General features: G+C 47.9%; 16 protein-coding genes. 10 read left to right on the top strand and 6 right to left on the bottom strand.

Going from position 1 to position 22,837, the window contains the following annotated elements; translation table 11 throughout:
- Positions 1 to 51: 51 nt before the first annotated feature.
- The 8 genes from KNO86_RS05930 to KNO86_RS05895 all read left to right on the top strand — a co-directional run bounded on the left by KNO86_RS05930 (position 52) and on the right by KNO86_RS05895 (position 9,388).
- Positions 52 to 2,013 (top strand): hypothetical protein, encoded by a 1,962-nt coding sequence (locus KNO86_RS05930; protein WP_214693942.1) that lies wholly within the window; start codon positions 52 to 54, stop codon positions 2,011 to 2,013.
- Positions 2,014 to 2,024: 11 nt separating this feature from the next.
- A complete protein-coding gene (locus tag KNO86_RS05925) occupies positions 2,025 to 2,378 on the top strand; it encodes a hypothetical protein (RefSeq protein ID WP_214693940.1) in 354 nt (117 codons plus the stop codon).
- Entirely contained in the window at positions 2,375 to 3,673 is a 1,299-nt protein-coding gene (locus tag KNO86_RS05920) for a glycosyltransferase family A protein (RefSeq protein ID WP_214693938.1), read from the top strand. Before KNO86_RS05925 ends, KNO86_RS05920 begins: the two co-directional genes overlap by 4 nt.
- A 145-nt stretch (positions 3,674 to 3,818) precedes the next feature.
- Positions 3,819 to 5,108, top strand: a complete 1,290-nt coding sequence (locus tag KNO86_RS05915) for a nucleotide sugar dehydrogenase (RefSeq protein WP_074036359.1) — start codon at positions 3,819 to 3,821, stop codon at positions 5,106 to 5,108.
- A 17-nt stretch (positions 5,109 to 5,125) separates the two neighbouring features.
- Complete coding sequence (locus KNO86_RS05910) at positions 5,126 to 5,923, top strand: ABC transporter permease (protein WP_214693935.1); 798 nt, start codon at positions 5,126 to 5,128, stop codon at positions 5,921 to 5,923.
- A 13-nt stretch (positions 5,924 to 5,936) separates the two neighbouring features.
- Positions 5,937 to 6,794, top strand: a complete 858-nt coding sequence (gene tagH, locus KNO86_RS05905; RefSeq protein WP_214693933.1) for a teichoic acids export ABC transporter ATP-binding subunit TagH — start codon at positions 5,937 to 5,939, stop codon at positions 6,792 to 6,794.
- Positions 6,791 to 7,900, top strand: coding sequence for a non-hydrolyzing UDP-N-acetylglucosamine 2-epimerase (gene wecB / locus KNO86_RS05900; RefSeq protein ID WP_074036365.1), 1,110 nt, complete (start codon positions 6,791 to 6,793; stop codon positions 7,898 to 7,900). Before tagH ends, wecB begins: the two co-directional genes overlap by 4 nt.
- Positions 7,901 to 7,957: 57 nt before the next feature.
- The gene (locus KNO86_RS05895; RefSeq protein WP_214693925.1) at positions 7,958 to 9,388 is read left to right on the top strand and encodes an MBOAT family O-acyltransferase; all 1,431 of its coding nucleotides are present in this window, start codon (positions 7,958 to 7,960) and stop codon (positions 9,386 to 9,388) included.
- Positions 9,389 to 9,585: 197 nt separating this feature from the next.
- Here KNO86_RS05895 and KNO86_RS05890 read toward each other — a convergent pair whose 3' ends face one another.
- Both KNO86_RS05890 and KNO86_RS05885 read right to left on the bottom strand, forming a co-directional pair.
- Positions 9,586 to 10,857, bottom strand: coding sequence for an alginate O-acetyltransferase AlgX-related protein (locus KNO86_RS05890; RefSeq protein WP_214693923.1), 1,272 nt, complete (start codon positions 10,855 to 10,857; stop codon positions 9,586 to 9,588).
- A 134-nt stretch (positions 10,858 to 10,991) separates the two neighbouring features.
- Positions 10,992 to 11,285: a hypothetical protein gene (locus KNO86_RS05885; protein WP_214693921.1), complete on the bottom strand. Its 294-nt coding sequence runs from the start codon at positions 11,283 to 11,285 to the stop codon at positions 10,992 to 10,994.
- 183 nt (positions 11,286 to 11,468) lie between these two features.
- Between KNO86_RS05885 and KNO86_RS05880 the strand changes: the two genes are divergently transcribed.
- Positions 11,469 to 11,966 carry a YdcF family protein gene (locus KNO86_RS05880; RefSeq protein WP_214693913.1) on the top strand — a complete coding sequence of 166 codons (498 nt, stop codon included), beginning with the start codon at positions 11,469 to 11,471 and terminating at the stop codon, positions 11,964 to 11,966.
- A 20-nt stretch (positions 11,967 to 11,986) separates the two neighbouring features.
- Here KNO86_RS05880 and KNO86_RS05875 read toward each other — a convergent pair whose 3' ends face one another.
- The 3 genes from KNO86_RS05875 to KNO86_RS05865 form a co-directional block, all read right to left on the bottom strand.
- On the bottom strand, positions 11,987 to 13,807 hold the full coding sequence (locus KNO86_RS05875; protein ID WP_214693911.1) for an acyltransferase family protein: 1,821 nt from the start codon (positions 13,805 to 13,807) through the stop codon (positions 11,987 to 11,989).
- 154 nt (positions 13,808 to 13,961) lie between these two features.
- Complete coding sequence (gene chrA, locus KNO86_RS05870) at positions 13,962 to 15,146, bottom strand: chromate efflux transporter (RefSeq protein WP_214693909.1); 1,185 nt, start codon at positions 15,144 to 15,146, stop codon at positions 13,962 to 13,964.
- 4 nt (positions 15,147 to 15,150) lie between these two features.
- The gene (locus KNO86_RS05865) at positions 15,151 to 15,459 is read right to left on the bottom strand and encodes a PadR family transcriptional regulator (RefSeq protein WP_214693908.1); all 309 of its coding nucleotides are present in this window, start codon (positions 15,457 to 15,459) and stop codon (positions 15,151 to 15,153) included.
- 200 nt (positions 15,460 to 15,659) lie between these two features.
- Between KNO86_RS05865 and KNO86_RS05860 the strand changes: the two genes are divergently transcribed.
- Entirely contained in the window at positions 15,660 to 18,344 is a 2,685-nt protein-coding gene (locus tag KNO86_RS05860) for a sensor domain-containing diguanylate cyclase/phosphohydrolase (protein WP_353047681.1), read from the top strand.
- Positions 18,345 to 18,396: 52 nt separating this feature from the next.
- Here the strand turns inward: KNO86_RS05860 and KNO86_RS05855 are convergent, their stop codons facing one another.
- Complete coding sequence (locus KNO86_RS05855; protein WP_285800661.1) at positions 18,397 to 22,560, bottom strand: S8 family serine peptidase; 4,164 nt, start codon at positions 22,558 to 22,560, stop codon at positions 18,397 to 18,399.
- Positions 22,561 to 22,837 lie beyond the last annotated feature (277 nt).

Below are 22,837 nucleotides of genomic sequence, written 5' to 3'. Positions count from 1 at the left end.
CCGCCATCGCGGGTTTGCTTCTTTTGAAAACAAAGAGAAGGGGAGCATCCCATGAGTTATTTTTTGTATGAAGCCACTACCCGACACGTCGAGTTGACAGAGCGTGACGGGGTGACCCATGTGTTGTCGAAAGAACCGCTCGATGCACGCATCGGCTGGTTTGACGCAACACGTGACGAGCCACACGGTCACTATATCTCCCTTCAATTCGAAGAGACGTTCACCGTGTCGGTCCCATTCAATAACGTCATTCCGGTCTACTACACGATGAACCCTGTCGTCGTCGGTACATCGCTCCGTCAAGTGGCAGAACGGGCCGGTAAAACGGAAGTGTCGTCTGAATCCGTCTCGCAAATGCGGTTTGTCGGTCATGTCTTTGGACGTAACACCCGTATCGAAGGCGTGAAGCGACTCGCAGCAGGCGAGCGTCTCACTGTCAAAGACGGGGACGTGACCATCGAAAAATGGGACGACCTGCCGATGGGAACGAACACGTTACGGGAAGATTTTGATGCGACATGGATCAAGGCGTTACGTCAATCGATTCCGCCTTATCAAACAGTGAATCTTCCGTTTGCGGGTTCGGCGTTTGACCTCGTCTTCACGAAACTTACACTCGAAGCAGGGAGGACGGTGCGCCTTCACGTTCCTTCATTAGATGGAAACGAAGCAGAACTGGCACGCCAATTATTTGAGGAAGCCGAACTTGTCGAGGCGGAGCCGCCTGTGACTGATCTCCACTTGTCGTTATCGAAGCGAGTGGCACAGTCGTTCGATGTGACAGAAGGAAACTTGAGCTCGTATGAGTCGATTCCGACTGGACGGGCACGTGATACGGACTACGTTGAAATCGGGAAACACGGTTCAGACTGGCTTTACGGTAAGCATATTTTCTTAAAAGAGACGATGGATGAGCATGAAGCGAAACAACAGCTCTCGAGACGGGCGATTCGTCCGTTCGAAGGGTTTGGTGAAGCAGAGCGCGAACAAGTAGAGGCGATGCTGGAACGATTGTTTGACACGTACGAAGACCGGGATTGGAGCGGACGTCTCGAGGCGGCGTGGTTCGAGTTGAAAGTGGAGCACTTCCATGCGTATGCACGACAAGGCTTCATGGATGAGATGTTGCTCGTTCAACCACTGTTCGACCGTGACGTGCTACGCCATATTCTAGAAGCACCATATGAACTGAAACGACAAGGTCACCTCATGAAGGTCGCCTTCGATGAAGTGTTCGGCCCTACGCCTCCACATCTGGTCAAAGAGAGTTTCGCCTGGAGCGATTCACCGCTCTTACCGACCGTCACGCCGGCGCCACTGAACTGGCGGTTGATGCTCGATGCGGTCGTGCCGAGCCAAGTCGAACGGATGCATGAGCTCCTTCATGTGGAAGACTCGGTTCGCCAAGCGATGCCGAAGGGCGACAAGCCGAACCATCAGGTCGTGTCCATTTGGAATGACTGGACGGCGCAAAACTGGTCGCATTTGTTGGAAGAGACGGCGATTGAAGCGGAACAGGTCGAACTGGAGATTCCAGAAGCGCACCAACCGCGATTGGTGACGATCAAACCGTTCATCTATCACTATTTTGTCCCCTTCAACACAGAGTTGTTTAGCCTGAGAGAGAATCAATTCAAGGCAGAGGTCGACGTCGAGCCGTTACATGGAGAGAATGGATATATCCAGCTCTTCAACCAGAGCTTCAGTTCACCTCCATCGAGTGAGTTCTTAAAGGACGCGACGCTCGGGAACGCACCTTTCATCCAAGTGTCGGGAACGATTGAATTGTTGTCAGACGAAGACACGCCGATCGAACTCTACATCATGCAATATGATGCGAAGAAAAACTTGAAGAAGGCAGCCTTTGGTCAAACGCTTCGGACGGGCGTGAACACGTTGCAACAACGTGTCCCGAAAGAGTTAGACGCCAAATATGTGAAGCTCGCCATTAAATTCCAAAATGATCAACATGCGGTCCATCTCCGAATGGGTGCATGGGACATAGAAAGCTGAGGACATCGAGTATGGAACGTCAACAAGTTGAATATGTAGAACGTGAGAATGCTTTTTTACGTGAGCAGTTGCAAATGATGACAGACCAGATGGAAACGTTGAAACAAGAAGTGCTCGAAGAGGGCGCGAAACAGATTCGAGGAAAAGAGAACACGGTCCAAAAGATGAAAGAACTCGAAAAAGAATTGCGTCAAGCCCAAGCGAACGCCGAAAAGTGGCGGAAGACGGCAACTTCTGAGCAGAACAAAGTGAAGACGATGACGGAAGAAGTGGAGCGGATGAAACATGTGATTGAACGTGCGAAAGCAATCCCGCTTGCCGGTAAGCTCATCACAAAGATTGAGCGTGAAGGGAATCCATCATGAAAACGTATGAGGAACAGCTAAACGACATCCAATTGGAGAAAAAGGCATGGGTCCAGACCGTCAATCGTCACTTTGAGACGATGCCGACCCCGAACTGGCTTGACGGTTCTTCCGTCAAGCGCGGCGTCAGTGTCATCGTCGCTTCACATGATTCGGAAGAATTGTTGCGTGCTTGTCTTGCGTCACTAGAAGCCCAAACGATCCATGCTTCATTGATTGAATGGGTTCTGGTCTTCAACGGTCCGAACCGAGAGACATTGCGAGCGGTCAGTGAGTCGTTCGGTCAAGATGTCGACGTCGTCCGTCTCGAAGTCGAAGAGGCGAATGTCAGCATCGCTCGCAATCAAGGCATTGATGCGTCGACACGGCAGTATGTGACGTTTTTAGACGAGGACGATACGTTCAGCCCGACTTACGTCGAGCGACTATTCGAACAAGCGTTACCGAATCGAATCGTGATTGCCGATATTCAAGACCGTAGTCCATCGGGCGAAGCACTTCCTTCACCGCTCCATCGGGAGTTCGAACGCCTGACAGGACAGGAGACGACATACGAGCAAATGTCACAACTCCTGACGCTCAACGCGTGTAAACTTGTCCCCGCTGTCTATGCGAAACAAGTGCGTTACGAACCGACCTTGCGGAGCGGGGAAGATGTCGTTTATTTTTCAACGCTGTTCTCCACCTATACGCCTGAAGTGAAGATATTGCCCTCTGGGACGGATGCGATCTATTATCGCCAAGTGCGAGAGCGTTCTGTCTCTCGTCAAGCGGTCAGTCAAGACTTCTCGGTTGACCAACGACTCTCTGTCATCAAGCGGCTCGATGCCATTCCAACGAAGGAAGCCTCGATTCGACGTTTCATCGAGCGAAAAATCGATGCTCAGACCTCGATGATGAGTTTATTTTATGAGACGGTTCCTGAACAACGCGATCATATCCGGACGTTGGTGCGGGAAGCAGCGCTTCGTTATTTTTCATTTAGTATCTTGAATCAACATGCAGCGGAACGGGGGATCGTCATCGGCGAACGCCTCGAAGAAGCCGGCACACTCATTGCTGAATTCCCTGAAGACGTCGTCATCCGCGTCTATTTGATGGCGCCGTATACGCGTCAAGAACTGCGGAGTCATGTGACGGATGAACAATTTGAGCGACTGACGTTTGCGAATATGTCGCTACCGAATTGGTCAATATTGCCTGAAGTTTGTTATAGTAGTGGGGATGTGCGTGCCGTCGCATTATGCACAGAACATCATTTAGGTGTAAAATCTTACTCGGTCCCATCCCGTTAATACAGTATTGTCATGAAAATGTAATTGCTTCTCAATTCGTATCGGGAGTATAATGGGTTTGATTTTTGGTGAAATCCTAAACAATATGAAATGTTTTGCAACATTCGGTGACACGTGTCACTAATCTATGGAGGTTATTTCAATTATGAAAGTTTGTACAATCGGATTAGGATATATCGGACTCCCTACATCAGCCGTTTTCGCACAGTATGGCGTAGACGTACTCGGTGTGGACATTCATCAGTCCGTCGTGGATAAATTGAACCGTGGCGAGATTCACATCGAAGAGCCAGGTCTTGGTGAAGTCGTGAAAGAAGTTGTCGCAAACGGTAAATTCCGTGCGTCACTCGAGCCAGAAAAAGCGGACGCGTTCATCATCGCGGTACCGACACCAAACAACGACGACGAGCACAAATCATGTGACCTCACATACGTTCTTGAAGCAACGAAACGCGTGCTTCCACACGTTGAAAAAGGAAACGTCATCATCGTGGAATCAACAATCGAGCCACGTACGATGGACGACCATGTGAAGCCGCTCGTTGAAGCTGCTGGATTCACAGTCGGCGAAGACATCTTCCTCGTACACTGCCCAGAGCGCGTCCTTCCAGGACAAATCTTGCATGAGCTCGTTCACAACAACCGTATCGTCGGTGGAATCACGGAAGCATGTGCGGAAGCTGGTGCAAAAGTGTACGGTACGTTCGTCAAAGGTGAAATCATCAAGACGGATGCGAAAACAGCAGAGATGTCTAAACTCATGGAAAACACATTCCGTGACGTGAACATCGCCCTCGCGAACGAACTCGCGAAAGTATGTAACGCCCTCGATATCAACGTGCTTGACGTCATCGAGATGGCAAACAAACACCCACGCGTTAACTTGCATAGCCCAGGACCAGGTGTAGGTGGCCACTGTCTCGCGGTCGACCCATACTTCATCGTCGCGAAGCAACCAGATCTCGCGAAGATCATCAAGTTGTCACGTGACACGAACGTATCGATGCCGGCTTACGTCGTCGAGAACGTCAAGAAACTCGTCGCAGGACAAGACAACGCGAAAATCGCGGCGTTCGGCGTAACGTACAAAGGAAATGTCGACGACATGCGTGAAAGCCCAGCGGTCGACATCATCGAATTGATGCTCGCTGACGGCATGAACGTAGCCGTCCACGACCCACACGTCGAAGTCTCTTCTTCGAAACATTTCGACCTCGTCTCGAAAGAAGAAGCGATCCAAGATGCGGACCTCGTCCTCGTCCTCGTTGACCACAACGAGTTCAAAGCACTCGACTTCGCAGAATTGAACGGCGCGATGCGTCGCCCAATGATCTTCGACACACGTAATATCGTGAAGGCCGATGACAGCGACCTTGCCGTTGTAAACTACGGAAACCTTTACAACTACGTCAACGGGAAAGTCACGTTGGCCTAAACCGTTAGGTGCCCAATATGATCAAAGCATCGAAACAAGTTTTCATTGAACTTTGGGAGAGTCTCTATCTCATTTTGAGACTCTCTGTCTATGAAACGAAAAGTCGTTACTCGATGCAGTATTTTGGCTACTTGTGGGAAATCATCACACCAATTATTCAAATCGCCATCTATTGGCTCGTCTTCGGATTCGGTTTACGTGCGGGTCGAGACGTTGGGGATGTCCCGTTCTTACCATGGCTCGTCTCAGGGATTGTGCCATGGTTCTTCTTTGGACCGGCCATTGTCAGCGGATCTCGATCCGTTTTTTCTAAGATTGCCCTCGTCTCGAAGATGAGTTTTCCAATCAGTACGATACCGGCCTATGTCATTTTGTCGGAGCTATACCGACACGTGGCCATGGTCGTCATCGCCTTTATCTTAATGATGGCGTTTGGGATCAGTGAAGGATGGAACATCTTGTTCCTCCCGTACTTATTGATCAGTGCGCTTGCGTTTTTATATGCGTTCGCATTGTTGACTTCCGCATTAGCCACAATCATCCGAGATTTTCAAAATTTGCTGTCACAAATTATTCGGATGATGCTGTATCTGTTACCGATTTTTTGGCAACCGTCCGGGAAGCTAGAATTGATTTTGATGGCCAACCCGCTCTATTACCTTGTAGAAGGCTATCGCTCGATGTTCCTCGGAACGGATTGGATTATGCAAAATCTCACTTATGGTCTTTACTTCTGGGGCTTCACCCTCGTGACGTTCCTCATTGGTTCAGCGATTCACGTGCGTTTCCGTCGCTACTTTATCGACTATATTTAAGGAGCAGTGACGTATGAGCTATCAAGTCAAATTCGAAAATGTCTCGAAGCGATACACGTTGTATCGTAAGCAAAGTGACAAATTGAAAGAAGTCTTGTTCAACCGTGCGAACGGGAAACAGTTTTATGCGCTTCGTAACGTGACGTTCGAAGTTCCGCCCGGAGAGGTGGTCGGGATTTTAGGGATTAACGGTTCTGGGAAATCGACGATGTCGAACCTTCTCTCTGACGTGATTCCACCGACACACGGACGGATCGAGCTTCGAGGCAAACCGTCATTGATTGCCATCTCCTCTGGACTAAACGGTAATTTGACGGGGATGGAGAACATTGAACTGAAATGTCTCATGCTCGGGATGAACAAGCAGCAAATCAAAGACATTACCCCGGAAATTATCGAGTTTGCCGATATCGGCGATTTCATCGATCAACCGGTTAAAACGTACTCGAGTGGGATGAAGTCACGTCTTGGCTTCGCCATCTCCATCAACATCGACCCTGATATCCTTGTCATCGATGAAGCGTTGTCCGTTGGGGACCAAACGTTCACCGATCGGTGTCTCGTCAAGATGAACGAGTTCAAAGATCAAGGGAAGACGATTTTCTTCATCAGTCACTCGGTATCTCAAGTGCGTCAATTCTGTACACAAGCCATCTGGCTCGAGTACGGAGAGATTCGCGAATATGGACCCGTGGATGAGGTCGCAGACGAGTATATGAAATTCTTGAAATGGTTCCGCACGTTGGATGCGAAGCGTCAATCGGAATTCAAGCAACAGAAGATGGCGCAACGTACGACGATTGTGGACCAGGATGACGTCGGTGAGACGATTATCTTGCCGCGAAAAACGCTTAAAGGAGAATCTGTATGATTAAAGTTATGACCGTATTCGGTACACGCCCTGAGGCTATCAAAATGGCCCCGCTCGTGTTAGAGCTCAAACAACGTGAAGGGATCGAACCGATTGTCGTCGTCACAGCTCAACATCGTGAGATGCTCGATCAAGTCCTTCAACTTTTCAAAATCACACCGGACTATGATTTGGACGTGATGAAGAAAAACCAAACGCTCTTCGATGTGACGACACGTGTCCTTCACGGACTCGATGAAGTCATGAAAGAAGCGAAACCGGATATCGTTCTCGTTCACGGTGATACGACGACGACGTTCGCGGCATCACTCGCTGCATTCTATAACCAGATTGCAATCGGTCACGTAGAAGCAGGGCTTCGCACATACAACAAGTATTCACCTTACCCTGAGGAAATGAACCGTCAATTGACAGGCGTCATGGCAGACCTTCATTTCGCTCCGACGGACACATCAGCTGAAAACTTGCTTCGTGAGAACAAGAAAGAAGCCGATATTTTCGTAACAGGGAATACGGCAATCGATGCCTTGAAGACGACAGTCCAAGATGACTACGACAGTGAATTGCTCAACAAGATCACGGGTCAAGACAAGCGTCTCGTCCTCTTGACGGCACACCGTCGTGAAAACCTTGGAGAGCCGATGCGCAACATGTTCCGCGCGGTTCGTCGTTTGATTGAAAAGTATGATGACATCGAAGTCGTGTACCCGGTTCACATGAACCCGATCGTACGCGAACTTGCTGGTGAAATCTTAAATGATTTAGACCGCGTTCACTTGATTGAACCGCTCGATGTCTTTGATTTCCATAACTACGCATCACGCTCGCACCTCATCTTGACGGATTCAGGTGGCGTACAAGAAGAAGCACCATCACTCGGTGTACCGGTTCTCGTTCTTCGTGACACGACAGAACGTCCGGAAGGCGTTGCAGCAGGAACGTTGAAACTCGCTGGAGTCGAGGAAGAAGTCATTTTCGGACTCGCCGATGAGTTGTTATCGGATCAAGCCGCATATGAGAGTATGGCAAAAGCGTCTAACCCTTACGGGGACGGGGAGGCGTCACGCCGAATCGTCGACGCAATCGTCGAACGTTTCACACGTTGATTGATGATAGACTGTCCCTCGGGGCAGTCTATTCTTTTTTGAGAAAGGAGGGAATCCATGCTTTTCAGTTCAACGATTTTTTTATTTTGGTTTTTACCGATTGTTTTGATCTTATACTATGTATCTCCACGTTTTTTGAAAAACACGATCCTGCTGATTGCCAGTCTCTTGTTTTACGCTTGGGGAGAACCGATTTATACAGCCGTCATGTTGACGTCAATTGTGATGAACTATTTGTTCGGAATCTATGTTGACCGCTATCGGGAAGAGAAGAAGAAAGCGAAGTGGATCGTCGGGCTCATGGTCGCGGCCAACGTACTCCTGTTGTCTGTGTTCAAATATACGAGCTTCATCATCGAAAACGTGAACGCCATCACGGGACTCGAATTGACCGACCCAAAAATTCCGCTCCCGATCGGTGTGTCTTTCTTCACCTTTCAAGCGATGAGTTATGTAATCGATGTATACCGGAAGGATGGGAAAGTTCAACGGAACCCTCTCGACCTTGCTTTATACATCTCCTTGTTCCCGCAGTTGATTGCCGGACCGATTGTGCGTTACCAGACAGTCGCAGATGAAATCAATGATCGTAAAGAGACGATGGATGACTTTGCGAGTGGGGTGCAACGGTTTGTCATCGGTTTGGCGAAAAAGATGCTTCTCGCGAACAATGCCGGATACGTGGCGGACCAGATTTTCTCACAAAGTACAGACAACATGTCGATGGGGCTCGCCTGGATTGGAATTATCGCCTATTCGCTCCAAATCTACTTTGACTTCTCCGGATATTCCGATATGGCCATCGGATTAGGTCGGATGTTTGGGTTCCACTTCCTCGAGAATTTCAACTATCCGTACATCTCGAAGTCCGTCTCTGAATTTTGGCGGCGCTGGCATATCTCACTCGGTAGCTGGTTCCGAGATTACGTATACATCCCACTCGGCGGGAATCGGGGTAGTGCGTGGAAGCTCTATCGTAACTTAGCGGTCGTCTGGGTACTGACCGGTGTCTGGCACGGTGCGAGTTGGACCTTTATCGCATGGGGCGCCTATTATGGCGTATTCATCATGTTGGAGCGAGCGTTCCTCGGTGCTTGGCTTAGAGCGCTCCCAGCGGCACTTGCGCATGCGTTCACGTTATTTGTCGTCATCATCGGCTGGGTCTTCTTCCGAGCCGATAACTTCCCATATGCGCTTTCGTACTTGTCGGCGATGTTCCACTTGAACGGTGGACCGGTATGGGATCATGAAGCGATGTTCTACTTCGTTCAATACGGGGTGATTCTATCGATTGCGATGATTGCTGCGACACCGATTCCGAAATGGTTCGGCGAGAAGGTGCTCTTGCTTGAACAAAACAGTAGAAAACTATGGGTCAACTACACGGCTGGCTTCATGCGAATCGGATTCTTGGCAACCATCTTTATCTTTGCGATTTCGTATGTCGTCGCGAGTAGCTTTAACCCGTTTATTTATTTCAGATTCTAACGAAAAAAGAGAGTACAAGGTTTTGACTCGTCCGTGGCGACATGACTCCTGCAGAATAAGAGTCCGACGGAGACCCAGCAGCGATGTTTGCGATGCGGCTCCGGGACTCTCTGCGGAAACCAGGGTCGCCGAAAGGATGAGTTAAACAAAACTTGTATGACGTATAAAAAGTCGTTCTCACAATGGAGAACGACTTTTTACGTGGGTTCATTCAATTTTTCGTGATACAGGTCCACGAACTCGTTCAAGTTGACGTTGTGGATGAACAAGACGACGTCGATGTCGTTCTCATTCACATATGATTCGATAGTAGACTCCTCGAAATGACGGACATCAATGACGGACACATGTCCGAAATGCTCAGGTAACAAGGTGAGCATCGGATTCGCATACGAGTCTTTCAAGATGAGCGTCCGGGTGTCATTGACCGGTTGTTCCTGGTCCATCGTCACGATTGGCCAGTTCCGATGGAGGAAGAGCGAATACATTTCCGTATACGTTTCTTCCGATTTGAGTGGCTTCTTGTTGATGATGCTCGTGATCGGTTTACAAGGGGTCGCCCGATTGAAGCAGACCGAACTCGGCGTGAAGCCTTTTTTCGGTACCATCCATTCGAACGTGTCACCGTCTTTCACGTATTGGAGTGTCGTGCTTCGTGCGTACGAACCGTAGTAAGGTTGTTCATGCGTTTTCGTCCGAAGTTGGTTCGGTTTTAAGGTTAGACCCATTTCAGGATGATCTTTCGACATTGTGTTGACCGTCTGTGCGTAAGCCGCATAGGCCCCGTTCATGTTCCAGTGATAGTCGGTCTTGAAGAAGACTTCACTTAACTGTTGCGCTTCGTTCAATGACTTCCGATAGTCCATCACGTTCAGACCGGGCACTGTCGTCAATTGATCACGGACCGTTTTGTAAATACGAGGGGCTTCATTGCCCATATAGTCAGGCATGTGAGGTTCGACGTTCGCCATCGAAGCTTTATTCGGAGCGAGTCCGAAATACACCTCGGTGCCACGTTCTTCGAGTCGGGATGTAAACGTCGTCAAGTCGTTCACGAGCGTATCAGTATCAATCGACTCTTTCATCGGAGATTCCATCGTCCCGTCACCTGACACGTAGATCCCGTTTTTGACGGTTTGCTTAAAGACGTCTTTATTTAAAAAGGCGTTTAAGCTGATCCAAGCATCGCGATTGAAGATTTGGTCGGTGACGAAAGACTCCGTTTGTTTCATATATGAACCTGACATGATGTGTGCAAATGTAGGAGAATCCGGGCTTTGTGCAAGCTTTCGGTTTTCCATGTCAGACACGTCTCGTTTCTCAGAAGAGAGCGTCAAATAGGCGCCTCCGACTAAAAAGGCGACAAAGGATAAAATCAATACGAGTTGAAGGATGATTTTCGGATGATTGCGTCTTTTTCGATTGGAGCGGGGGTCCTGTTTATGAGAATCAACGTTTAAGTTTTGCATAGAGAACTCCTTTGTTACTAGATTAATCCGAGTCTCATTCTACCATATATTTGCTTCTGTAACTGTAACAATTATGTATCAGCAAAGTGATACGAAAAAACGCTTAAAGTGACATGTCGTCACTCTAAACGTTTTTAGTGAGCGGTAAAGCGGGCTGGTCCAATCGACGACACGAGTCGGGTTGCGGCACGTAAACAATCAAGCTGTCTTGCATACACCCGACTCACATCGGCGAACGCAGAAGGAAGGTGATCCGAGTCGAGAGGACCTTGTCGCATATAAGACGATTTATCGGCTCCGAGTGGTGTCGGATGAATGACGAACTTATAGTGCGACGGGTCGAGCTCAATGACTTCAATCTCTGCGAACAGTCGTGCATCACGTGTATATAAGAAGCGGGTGGACAACCATTTATCAGAATCAGTCATGGGTCACCTGTCCCCTTTCAAAGTCTCATTACCATTATCATAAAACATTTTTTGGATATTGAGAATCTTATTTCATATTAATCCCAACATATTTACTTAAATTTGTAAAAGTGCCGAATCCGTGCATTCGTTTCTTTCTTTAGAGTATGGTTATAAGAGAATGTATGAAATGTAGGTGACCACATGAGAACGAACGCAACGGGGGATTATCGCTTCGTATTGATTCTTGGAGCAAAGGTCAACGGTACCTCTCCATCGAGAGCGCTCCGACATCGGATTGACGTCGCGGCTGACTATGCGAAGGCGCATCCAACTGTAGAACTCATTGCAACTGGGGGACAAGGACCAGACGAAGGCATTGCTGAGGCACTTGTGATTGAACGAGAGCTGATGGCACGAGGCATTGAACCACACCGGATCCATGTCGAAGCAACCTCTACCTCAACGATTGAAAATTTTCAGCACAGTCAACCGTTTTTGCAAGGCGAGACGGGAATCACGATTGTGACGAATGACTTTCATGTCCCGAGGGCCCGTCTTATTGCGAAGCTCTATTTCCAACTCGAGAGTGATGCCCTGTATGCACCGACCCCACCACTGGCAAAAGGACGCTATGTGATCCGTGAAGTGTTGGCTTATGTGAAATTACTCGTCCGCTATCTATTCAAAGATAAAAACTAGGCTCTTGCATCCGCAAGAGCCTAGTTTGATTGACAGCCGATTTCTTGATTTAAGACCTCACCGAACGCTTCGGCGCCTTCCACATTCAGATGGACGCCATCGCTCTCAAAATAAGATTCTTTCCCGACGGATTGACCATGCCAATCGATGAGAGAAACGTTCTCGTGAAGTTCGCTTGCCCGAGCGAGCTTCTCATTGACCTCGCTCTCCCACGGACGCGGGACGCGGGTGTTGATTAAATAAATATGGTCCGCGCGCTCAAACTGTTTGAGGAGCGTGTCGAGTTGTTCCATTTTGAACGCCCCGTTCGTTCCGAGGTGAAGGAAGACGACATGACCTGGCGCGTTATATGATGCATACTGAGATGCGACCGGAATGGCATCGCGGACTTGGCGCCCGATTTCAGCATCAATGGTCATATTCGGAAACGCATCTGCTAAGTACTCGTTCAATCCGAGCATGACCGAATCACCGATCGCAAGGGCCGGTGGACAACTCTTTTCCTCTGGCGTTTCAGTTGGTGGAGGCGTCACCTCTGTGACCGCTTCTTCCGAATCGTCTGTTTCGGGTTCTTTCGGTACGTCAGGTGTCTCTTCTTTTGGCATCGGCACTTTTACTATCGGAATCTCATCTTGTGCCGGCTTTGATTCAGAGAAGGCCAAGATGGTCAAGTTGCCGACGAGTACGAGTGAGAGTGTCGTCGCACAAGCCGTGGCCGCGAAACGGGCACTTGGGTGCGTCGGTGTCGAGACGAGTTGACGGAACGAGGCGATAAATCCGTTTCGCCGAATCGGTGTCTCGATATAGCGATACGACAACTCGGCGATCAACAGCGTGAGGGCGACTTGACCGACCGCAAGGAGCGGTGAAAAAGTTCCAAGTCGTTCGAGTGGCGTCGACAAGATGATGACCGGATAGTGCCATAAATAAATCCCGTACGTCCGCGTGCCGATCACACGAAGCCAAGCGCTTCCAAATAGGCGTGACCAGATCGTCGCCGGATGGGCGACCGCGGCAATCAAGATTGCGGATAAGAAGGCGACGAGCAAGAAGCCTCCATAATAGAGGAACGCGTCATACGCATTCACCGTGACGATGATCCCAACGATTCCGATGAGAGAAATCGCACCAGCCACATTCAAAATATGTCGTCCGATGTTTGGGATGACCGCTTTGAACGTATCTGGTCGCCAGCCGAATGCGAGCATGGCACCCATGAGCAGACCGAACAGGCGTGTATCCGTTCCGTAGTAGACACGGCTCGGGTCCGCTTCTGGAACGTAGCGGAACGCCATCCATGTCGCGGAGACGAGTAAGAGTGCCGCGACCAATTGAAGCAATCGTTTCCGGAAGCCGAGACCGACGAGTAGAATGAGCGGCCAGACCGCGTAAAACTGTTCTTCAATGGAGAGAGACCATAAGTTTTGAAGCGGTGACGGTTTCCCGAAGCTCTCGAAATATGACACTTCATGGAAGATGTACCACCAGTTGTTCACGTAAGCGAGCGCGGCGAGTGAATCTTGCCGTACCGTCTCAAGCAACGAGCGGTCAAAGAGCGTGACGTATGTCATCACGAGAGACAACATCAAGACGAGCGCCGGGAGCAGTCGACGGAAACGGGCGATATAGAATCTTTTTAAGTCGATCGTGCCGCTCTTCGTCCACTCTCGAATGAGAATACCGGTAATCAAATAACCGGACAGGACGAAGAAGACATCGACACCGAGGAATCCCCCGGATATGTAAGGTACGTTTAAATGATATAAAATGACAGCCAAAACAGCGAACGTGCGTAATCCGTCCAGACCGGGCATATACGTTGTATGTTTAAGTGGTTTCATGCCCCCACTTCCTTTCTAGTCAAAGCGGACATTTCCCTTTTTTTAGAATCCATTCTTCAGTATAACGAGTGGAGGAGAGGGAATGGTTTCAAAAGATTAACAATCAACTAAGCGAAAAAGTCCACAAAAAAAGGGACGCAAGGTCCCTTAGTGATTACACCAGATTGATCAATATTCCACCGATGACGCCGACGATGACGAGTACCCAAGGTGGTAATTTCCAATAGGCGATCATGACGAACAAGAAAGCGGCAAAGACGAAGTCGGCCGCGCCGTTGACGGTACTTGTGAAAATTGGGCTATAAAATGCTGCAATCAAAATACCGACGACCGCAGCGTTCACCCCGATCAAGGCTCCAGCGACTTTCGGGTTGTGGCGGAGCGCATCCCAGAACGGAAGTGCCCCAAGAATGAGCAAGAACGCCGGCAAGAAAATGGCGACTGTCGCCAAAATCCCACCCGGAATCCCATTGATGACTGTCCCGAGGTAGGAAGCGAATGTGAACAATGGTCCCGGAACAGCCTGTGCGGCACCGTATCCTGCGAGGAACGCTTCTTCACTTAAGAAACCTGCAGGGACGAGTTCACGCTCGAGAAGCGGCAAGACAACGTGTCCGCCACCGAAGACGAGTGCACCGGCGCGATAAAAACTATCGAACAAGGCAATCGCCTGGTTTTCAAACGTTTCCCGTAAAATCGGCAAGATGACGAGAAGTGCCCCGAATACCGAAAGCAAGACGGCACCAAGGCGTTTTGAAATCGGGAACGTGCTTGATTTCGCATCGAGACGATCTGGCTTGAACAACAAGAATCCAGCGACAGCAGCAACGAGAATGACGAGCACTTGGCTAAACGTCGTCTGCCATAGTAATACGCCGGCAAGTGCGAAGAAGGCAATCGTCTTCGTCTTTGGATCAGGTGTGAGCTTACTCGCCATTCCTAAAATCGCATGGGCGACGATAGCGACGGCAACGACTTTCAATCCGTACAACCAACCGGCATCAGATACATCAAGACCAGATAGTGCTAAAGCGAATAACATGAGCACGACGACCGACGGGGTCGTGAAGCCGATGAACGAGGTGATGCCACCTAGTATCCCGCCACGGACGATGCCGATGCCGATTCCGACTTGCGAACTTGCAGGTCCAGGTAAGAATTGACATAAGGCGACGAGATCGGCGTATGCCTTCTCATCCATCCATTTACGCCGTCTCACATATTCCTCATGGAAATAGCCGAGGTGGGCGACCGGTCCGCCGAACGATGTCAGCCCGAGTCGGGTCGAAACGAATAAAATCTCTAGTAACGTCTTGAACGTCACACGTTGTGTCGTCATATCTTCACTCCTTAATTTCTTTAAATAACTCATAAGCTTTTTGACGGGCTTCTTGCAACACCAAGAGCCCTTTTTCGGTCGTCACGTAATTTTTGCGGACGTGTCCATCGACCGTCTCATTTTCCCGGACGAGGAGACCGTCTTTCTCCATCCCGTGTAAAATCGGATAGAGCGTACCGGCACTGATTTCATATCCGTGCTCTCTTAACTCATCGACCATCCATGCTCCGTACACCGGATGTTCCACAGCATGATGCAAGATATGAATGTGAATGAATCCGAGGAATAGTTTCCGCAGAACGCGGTCTTCCATACGTATCAACTCCTTAATATCGAAATTCGATATCGGTTTTCGAAATCAGTCTAACAAATGAATGAGCAGGTAACAAGTACTCTGAATGCAGTTTACGAAAACTTATAATAAGAAGATGGGAATGAGTTTGGAAAAAATAGGGAATCTATCACAAATGAGGTAAACTAGGTATTGAGTTTAATTGCTGAGGAGGAAGTGACGTGACAAACCCCATTCATTCTTCATACGCTACATTGTTGCGCCATATGCCCCAAGGCTACGTCGAGTTTAAAGTGATTTACGACGACGCTTCGGAGCCGATTGACTATGAATTCTTTGAAGTGAACGCCGCCTTCGAGAAGATGATGAAGGGAAAACGAAAACATTTTATCGGGCAGAAAGTGTCGACGGCACTGAAGGATTTTGAATATAGCGAGCGGGAGTGGATGATTCAAGTGGCACGGGTCGTCAGTGATGGCGGTACCGTGACATTTGAACACTTCTCTCGCCGTAACAAATCGTGGTTCGAAATGTCCGTTTTCAGTGAACGAAAAGGCTTTGTCTCCGTCATGTTCCATGACATTACGCGACATGTACAGGAAAACAATGCCTTGAAGCAACTCGTGAACGTATCGCATCGTTTTGTTTCAACGGGAAGCGATTTGTTGATGAACCAACAGTTTCTTGACCAGATTCGTGATTTCACTGGGGCGAAAGCGGTCGCGCTCAATTTGATGGAAAGCGATGGGGAGTCATATACGACGGTCGCGTTGTCCGGCATGGACGAGATGTTAGAACGAAGCCTCGATGTGTTAGGATTTCATCCGGTCGGGAAGAAATGGCCTATGACAAAACAGCGAAGAGAGCTGTTCAACCGACCGAATCCACTCGTCTTCGATGGGATTGATCCGTTGATTGATGGGACGCTACCGAAACGGCTCGTCAAAAACTTACTTCGCATCTTTTCACTCGGAGAGGTCGTCCTCTTTAAAATCGAGAAAAACGGAGTTCTCTATGGCGACTTGACCATTATTATGAACGAAGGAGATGTCGCGAATCGACTTGGACTTGTCGAGTTGTATCTTGTCCACGTGCTCGAGCAGTTAGTCAAAGCGGATCACCAAGTCGGTGAGACGAAGAAGTCGATGTTCGATGGATTTGCGACACTTGATTTGGAGTGCATCATGGCGCTCAATACGCGTCAAATCTTACATTTGAACGATACGTGGGAGCGGGTGCTCGGATATTCGATTGACGAACTCGAAAATATGGACTTTCTTAGCTTGATTCACCCAGACGACGATGGCATCACAGAAGCTGCCTTCGCAGAACTCGAGGAACGAGGAGAACTGTTCCGTTTCGTCAATCGCTTCCAAACGATTGATGACACCTATCGCTCGATCGAATGGCACTGTAAGCTTCAAGGAAACTACATTTACGCCGTCGCGAAAGATGTAACGGATCGCGTTCAGTTGGAAGAGAAATTAGCCGAACGAGACCGTTTGTTGACGAAACTGTCTGACCAAATTCCGGGAGCCATCTATCAGTTCGAGTTGTTGCCGGATGGTAGCTTCAACTTCCCATTCTCCAGTCGCGGCTTTGAAGACATGTTAGGAATCTCTGCGGACGAAGTGCAGGCAGATGCCGGACTCGTCTTCCGACGGATGCATCCCGATGACTATCCTCACGTCATGCAGTCGATTGATGAATCGTATCGGAACTTGACGATATGGGACGCGGAGTTTCGAGTATTAGCCGAGGATGGACGAACAATTTGGATTTTAGGGTCGTCCCGCCCAGAGAAAATTGCTGACGGTCATGTCCTTTGGCACGGATATATTGGTGACGTCACAGAGAAGAAAAAGTACGAGAAAGAAATCGAGTATTTAAGCTATCACGACCAGTTGACAGGGGTAAAAAATCGTCGGTACTTTGAAGAAGCGCTGGAACGTTATGACGACGATGCGTTTTATCCATTGTCACTGATCGTCATCGATATTAATGGGCTGAAGTTGACGAACGATGCGTTCGGGCACTTGATTGGAGACCGGCTGCTCGTCGAAGCGGCGAATATTTTACGGAATGAATTGCGAGCGAAAGATGAGGTGGCACGTATCGGTGGGGATGAGTTCGTCGTCATCTCGCCGAATACGACACTTGATGAGGCGAAGCACTTGTCCGATCGTTTGAGCCGGCTCTTCCTCGGACAAACGGTAGAAGGGCTTCCGATTTCAGCATCGTTCGGTGAGGCGGTCAAGCACGACGCGACCATCGGATTAACAGACGTCTTCAACTTAGCTGAAGACCGAATGTATCACCATAAAGTGTCTGAGAAGCAGAGTCGCCGTCATCACTCGATTCAACTGATCATGCGGACGCTGTATGAAAAAATTCCCCGTGAAGAGGCGCACTCTCATCGTGTTGCGAATTTGTCTGGAAAGCTCGCAGAAGCGATGGGCTTCACGAGCGCCGAAGTAAATGAAATTCGTACGGCCGCTATTTTGCATGACATCGGAAAAGTAGCGATTAGTAACGATATTTTAGATAAACCGGGTGCCTTGACGGAATCTGAATGGCGCGAAATTAAACGACATCCTGAGGTCAGTTACAATATTTTAAGTACGGTTCCTGAATATGTCGCCCTGTCTGAAATTGTTTTGGCCCATCACGAACGATGGGACGGGAAAGGATATCCGAAAGGGATGAGTGAATATGAGATTCCGCTCGCTTCCCGCATCATCTCGATCGCAGACACGTTCGACGTCATGGTGACGGGTCGTCCTTATCGACAGGCGAAGTCGATTGAAGAGGCGCTTGCCATCATTCAACAAGAGGCGGGCAAACAGTTCGATCCGACGCTCGTCGATGTCTTCTTTGAAAAAGTGGTTCCGACACTACAACAATAAAACCCTGTTCTCTCCACGACTAGTCGGAGAGAACAGGGTTTTTGTATGATTCTTATTTTGTAGGCGATAATCCTACTTGATTTAGATAGTAAGTGAGATTTTTCTTCCCGATGGTTTCCAATGGGGATTTTCCTTTTGGTGCATCAGGTCCTTTTGTTAAGAAGTTCTTTTCAATGAATCGAAGATCGATTTCATTCACAATCCCATCTTGGTTGACATCCATGCTCGTAACATCCGGGTTTTCTTGTCCGAACGCTTCTATGATGTCACGGATATCTTTAATATCGATGAGACTGTCATCGTTTATATCCCCGGCTCGGTTGATCTGGAAGCCGGCGTTTACATATCGTCCAAATAAATCACCTTTAATTTCATAACCAGTGATAACAGGTGTGTAAGTGGATACGTGTCCAGGAACATCTACGACAATTTGATACGTATCACGTGAGGCAGGAACACCTGTGATTTCATACCTTCCGTCTGAAGCGATGACTCCTTCATATTTGTCACCATTTGGTAAGAGTGCATATACCGTTGCCCCGATTGTTTGAACGACCCCGTTTGGTAAGGACGTTCCATTCTTTAAGAATGCCTCCGGTTTAATGCTTCCCCGAATCAAGGTATGTGTACTGACAAAATTGAATTTTGACGTACTGTAATAAGGGAGAGTGACAGCTTGCATGCTTCCTGATTGTGTATATGAGGATTTTACGACTTGTAATTTATCCTCTCCGTAATACCATTCGTCCCCGATAACCTTGAATGTGACATCAAGGAATGGCATATCCCCATCAAATCCATTAAAGTCATCACCTTCTAATCCAGCGTTTAAAGTGACGGTATCATAGTATCCGTTATCTTTGATAATCGGATCTTGGAGAGTGGTACGAAGCCCATTTTCTGAAGCGTAACTTTGGAAAGATTCATTTAGTTCGGACGACTGGAACGAATAATAGTCTCCTTTGAACTCGATGGTTTGTTGACCATTCACCCAGTTTTTCACATTGTTCATACTGAGAGTCATCGTTAACGTGTCACCTAGACCAACCTCTGTTTGTTTATAATCTGACGTCACATACTCTGTTCCTTCTTGCACAAAAATATAGCGCTGATAGTGAACGTTTGCTGCGAGGTCGGTTGCTGCTAAGCTGAGGCGAAGTGGACCGTTTGCGATATCAGAAGGCTCAATGCCAAAGTAAGTTTCACCATTTGCGTCTGCTTTCGGGAAACAACAGTTAAAGTATTCACGTGTTCCTGTAGAAATAAAGAACTTATTAGATGACTGATCATATGAGAGACCTCGTGATTGCAGGATGTCGACTGCCTCATCCTCAATTTTTCCGTGAATATAGAATGCGGATTGTCCATCTTTCTCCGTATACATCTCTTCACTGATTTCGTAAACATCCGGTGCACGATCAAACGTTACTTCCGGTTTTGAGTTATCAATCAACACTGGGGTGTCGATTGTGTACGTTTTTCCATCTTCATCGTACCCGATAAACATCAAATTATAATTTCCTTCAGGTAAATCGACGAGCTGAGAAGAGACGGGTTGTTCGGCGTCTCCTGTGAATGGATACACTGAACCATTAAATACATTCGGAATGTAATATCTGAAATCAGGCTTCGCTGACGTTTCCGAAAGGGAAGCGACTATCCCGATTGCATCTCCACTGCTAGCATCCTTCATCACGATATCAATTTGGTTGAATCCGCTCTTCATTTGAAACGCAGCGGTGATAGCAGGGCTATAGTATTGCCACTTCGGTGTATTGTTGGCGAGCGTTGGGCTATTCGTCTCTAAATAATCAAATCCTTTGGCAGTTAAACGAACGGCAAATGGAATTTGATACGTTTCCGCTGGATTTTCTTCATTCGTCATATGAATATAACCCTCATAACGACCTTCTTCTGCCTCGGCAGGAATGGTGAGTTGTGGCGAAATCACTTGTTCGTCATCACCAGCAATATCGATTCGGTTCGGCACGCTCAGTACAAGACCATTCTTCACAGGATCTTTGATTCCTGTACGTTCTGGATGATATTCGACCTTGAGTGTAAACGATTTTTGTTGTGAACCGCTGTTCGCAATCGAAATATCGTTACTCTTCTGTATGGATTGATCTGTTTTAAAATGATTTCCGAAATTCAATGATCCGGTCTCTTCATCGATTTCAATCACTTGTCCTTGACCATCCAAATGTTTCGTCTGACCTAATACTTTAATAGACATGTCGGTATGAACGGCTTCATACGCATCGATTCGACCGGCTCCCTGTTCGAATACAGACACTTCACCATTCAAGTCCTCAGCAGTGTTCATTAAAGCGGCCTTCACGTCAAACGGGGAATAATCGGGATTCTCTTGGAGAATGAGTGCAGCCACACCCGCAACGTGAGGGGCAGCCATCGATGTTCCCTGTAGTCGCTTATAGGCAGACGAATAATCAATACCCGGATCAGGGCTATTCATATATTCTGGAACAGTCGAAAATACAGCGACCCCGGGTGCCACAACGTCTGGTTTTATATCATAACTTCCAGCTACCGGTCCTCGGGAGCTAAAACTAGCGAGGTGATCACCTTCTGTTTGAATGCTGTTCAACGAACCGAACGTAATTTGTGTATTGTCACCTAATTGTTTCAAACGTTCTCCCTCGACTTTAGAAATTCGGAATGTAGGGATATAATCTGGTCCTTCACCGAGATATGACGAAATGTTTCCATCAACATTGTTATAGAGAATCACAGCAATGGCTCCGGCTTCACGTGCGTTTTTGATCTTATCAACAAACGTGATATCGCCTCGCTCAATCAGAGCGATTTTGCCAGAGAAGTCTTGCCCTTCAAAACTAGATGATGTCCCAATCCCAGCGAATTGAACTTCATACGATTGATTTTCAAAAGTAGACAAATCATCTGAGAAGTTTTTCCCCATCAGCAAGACGTTTTCAAATGTTTCTCCACTTGCCTGAACGGTTTCAAAGTTCGGGATTGGCATGGCGAAATCACTAGCACCAACAGTGATTCCAAGCGCTGCGGCACCTGGTGCACCGAGCGTCCCTTCATTTGGTCCGCTGTTACCCGCAGCCACAACTGTGACCACTCCTGATAACATCGCGTGGTTGACGGCGACAGATGTTGGATAAAGCGGATCGTTTGTCGATGCTCCAAGAGAAAGGTTAATGACATCCATTTCATCTGCAATCGACTTCTCAATTCCTGCGAGAATCCCTGAAGTCGCACCTGAACCATATGGACCTAAGACGCGATAGCTATATAAATCGACATGGGGAGCGACCCCTTTAACCGCATAATCCACATCATTCTTTTGATCACCTGCAATTGTACCAGCGACATGTGTGCCATGTTCCGTGTAATAGGCAGAACCCGAAATCGGATGCTTCTCAGGTAATCCTGAATTCTTCCAATCCTCATATGTCGCTTCCATCGGATTCGAGTCATTGTCTATGTAATCATAACCCCCTTTGTATACATTTTTTAAATCGGGGTGATTGTAATCGACCCCAGTATCGAGTACACCGACCTTGATGCCCTCGCCGGTTATGTTTTCTGCATGGAGTCGATCGACATGGATTTGAGGGATGCTATCCATCATTTTTGATTGGGTAGATGCCTTGTTTTGTTCGGGAAGTTCGAGTTGAACGGTTTCATCTTTCCAAACGCGCTTGACGTCACCAGCGTCTAAAAGATGTTCAATTTCGTTCGCGGGAATCGTCATAGCGACCCCGTTGATTGCCAATCGATATTCTTTCGTGATTTTGGCGTCTTTTAATGATGGATTCGCACCTTTTTTATTTTTTAGGGCGTTGAATGCTTCTTTGAACGATGCATGGGCTTGTTCTACTTTTTGAGCAGCTTCACGTTGACTTGTTCGAACACCTTTCGCTGCTTGTTTCAGTACTTCAACTTTCGCAGGAGCTTGATTGAATTCCACAATTACATCTACCAAGCCTTCACTCATCGTATTGATGTGGGGAGAAATTTTAAACGTTGGTTGGGCTTCTACTTGTTGAATTGCCTGTCGTTGTTCTTTAGTCAGTTTTTTTAATACATTCTCCACTTGCTTCGTTTGAATAAATTCTAGCTTTGTCGAGGAGCGTTCGGCAATTGTAGGGGAGGGAAGAACCGAGGTTCCAATTAGACTCGTTGTCAACGCAACAGCAAAGAGTGTTCCATATTTCCTTTTCATCATGTTCGCCTCTTTCTCGTAACTAAGTTGTGGTTCGTGCTATTCATATTGTAGGGCGAGGGGGTGAATTCTGTTAATTGGGAAAATTCTGTCCATATCCTGGTGATACTTCTCTCAAAGAGTACGATAATGTGATTGGTAGAAAGAAATCCGGATAAAAGTGAAGGGAAAGTTGGGAAAATTATTTGAAGAACAGACAAAAGACCTATCTATAATCATGAAATGACTGAAGAACAGGATGAAGCGCCTATGAAAAGACAGAGGAAATATGACTTAG

This window comes from Exiguobacterium sp. s160, from assembly GCF_018617575.1.
Lineage (GTDB): Bacteria > Bacillota > Bacilli > Exiguobacteriales > Exiguobacteriaceae > Exiguobacterium > Exiguobacterium aestuarii_A.
This window is presented reverse-complemented; position numbering and strand designations above follow the sequence as displayed.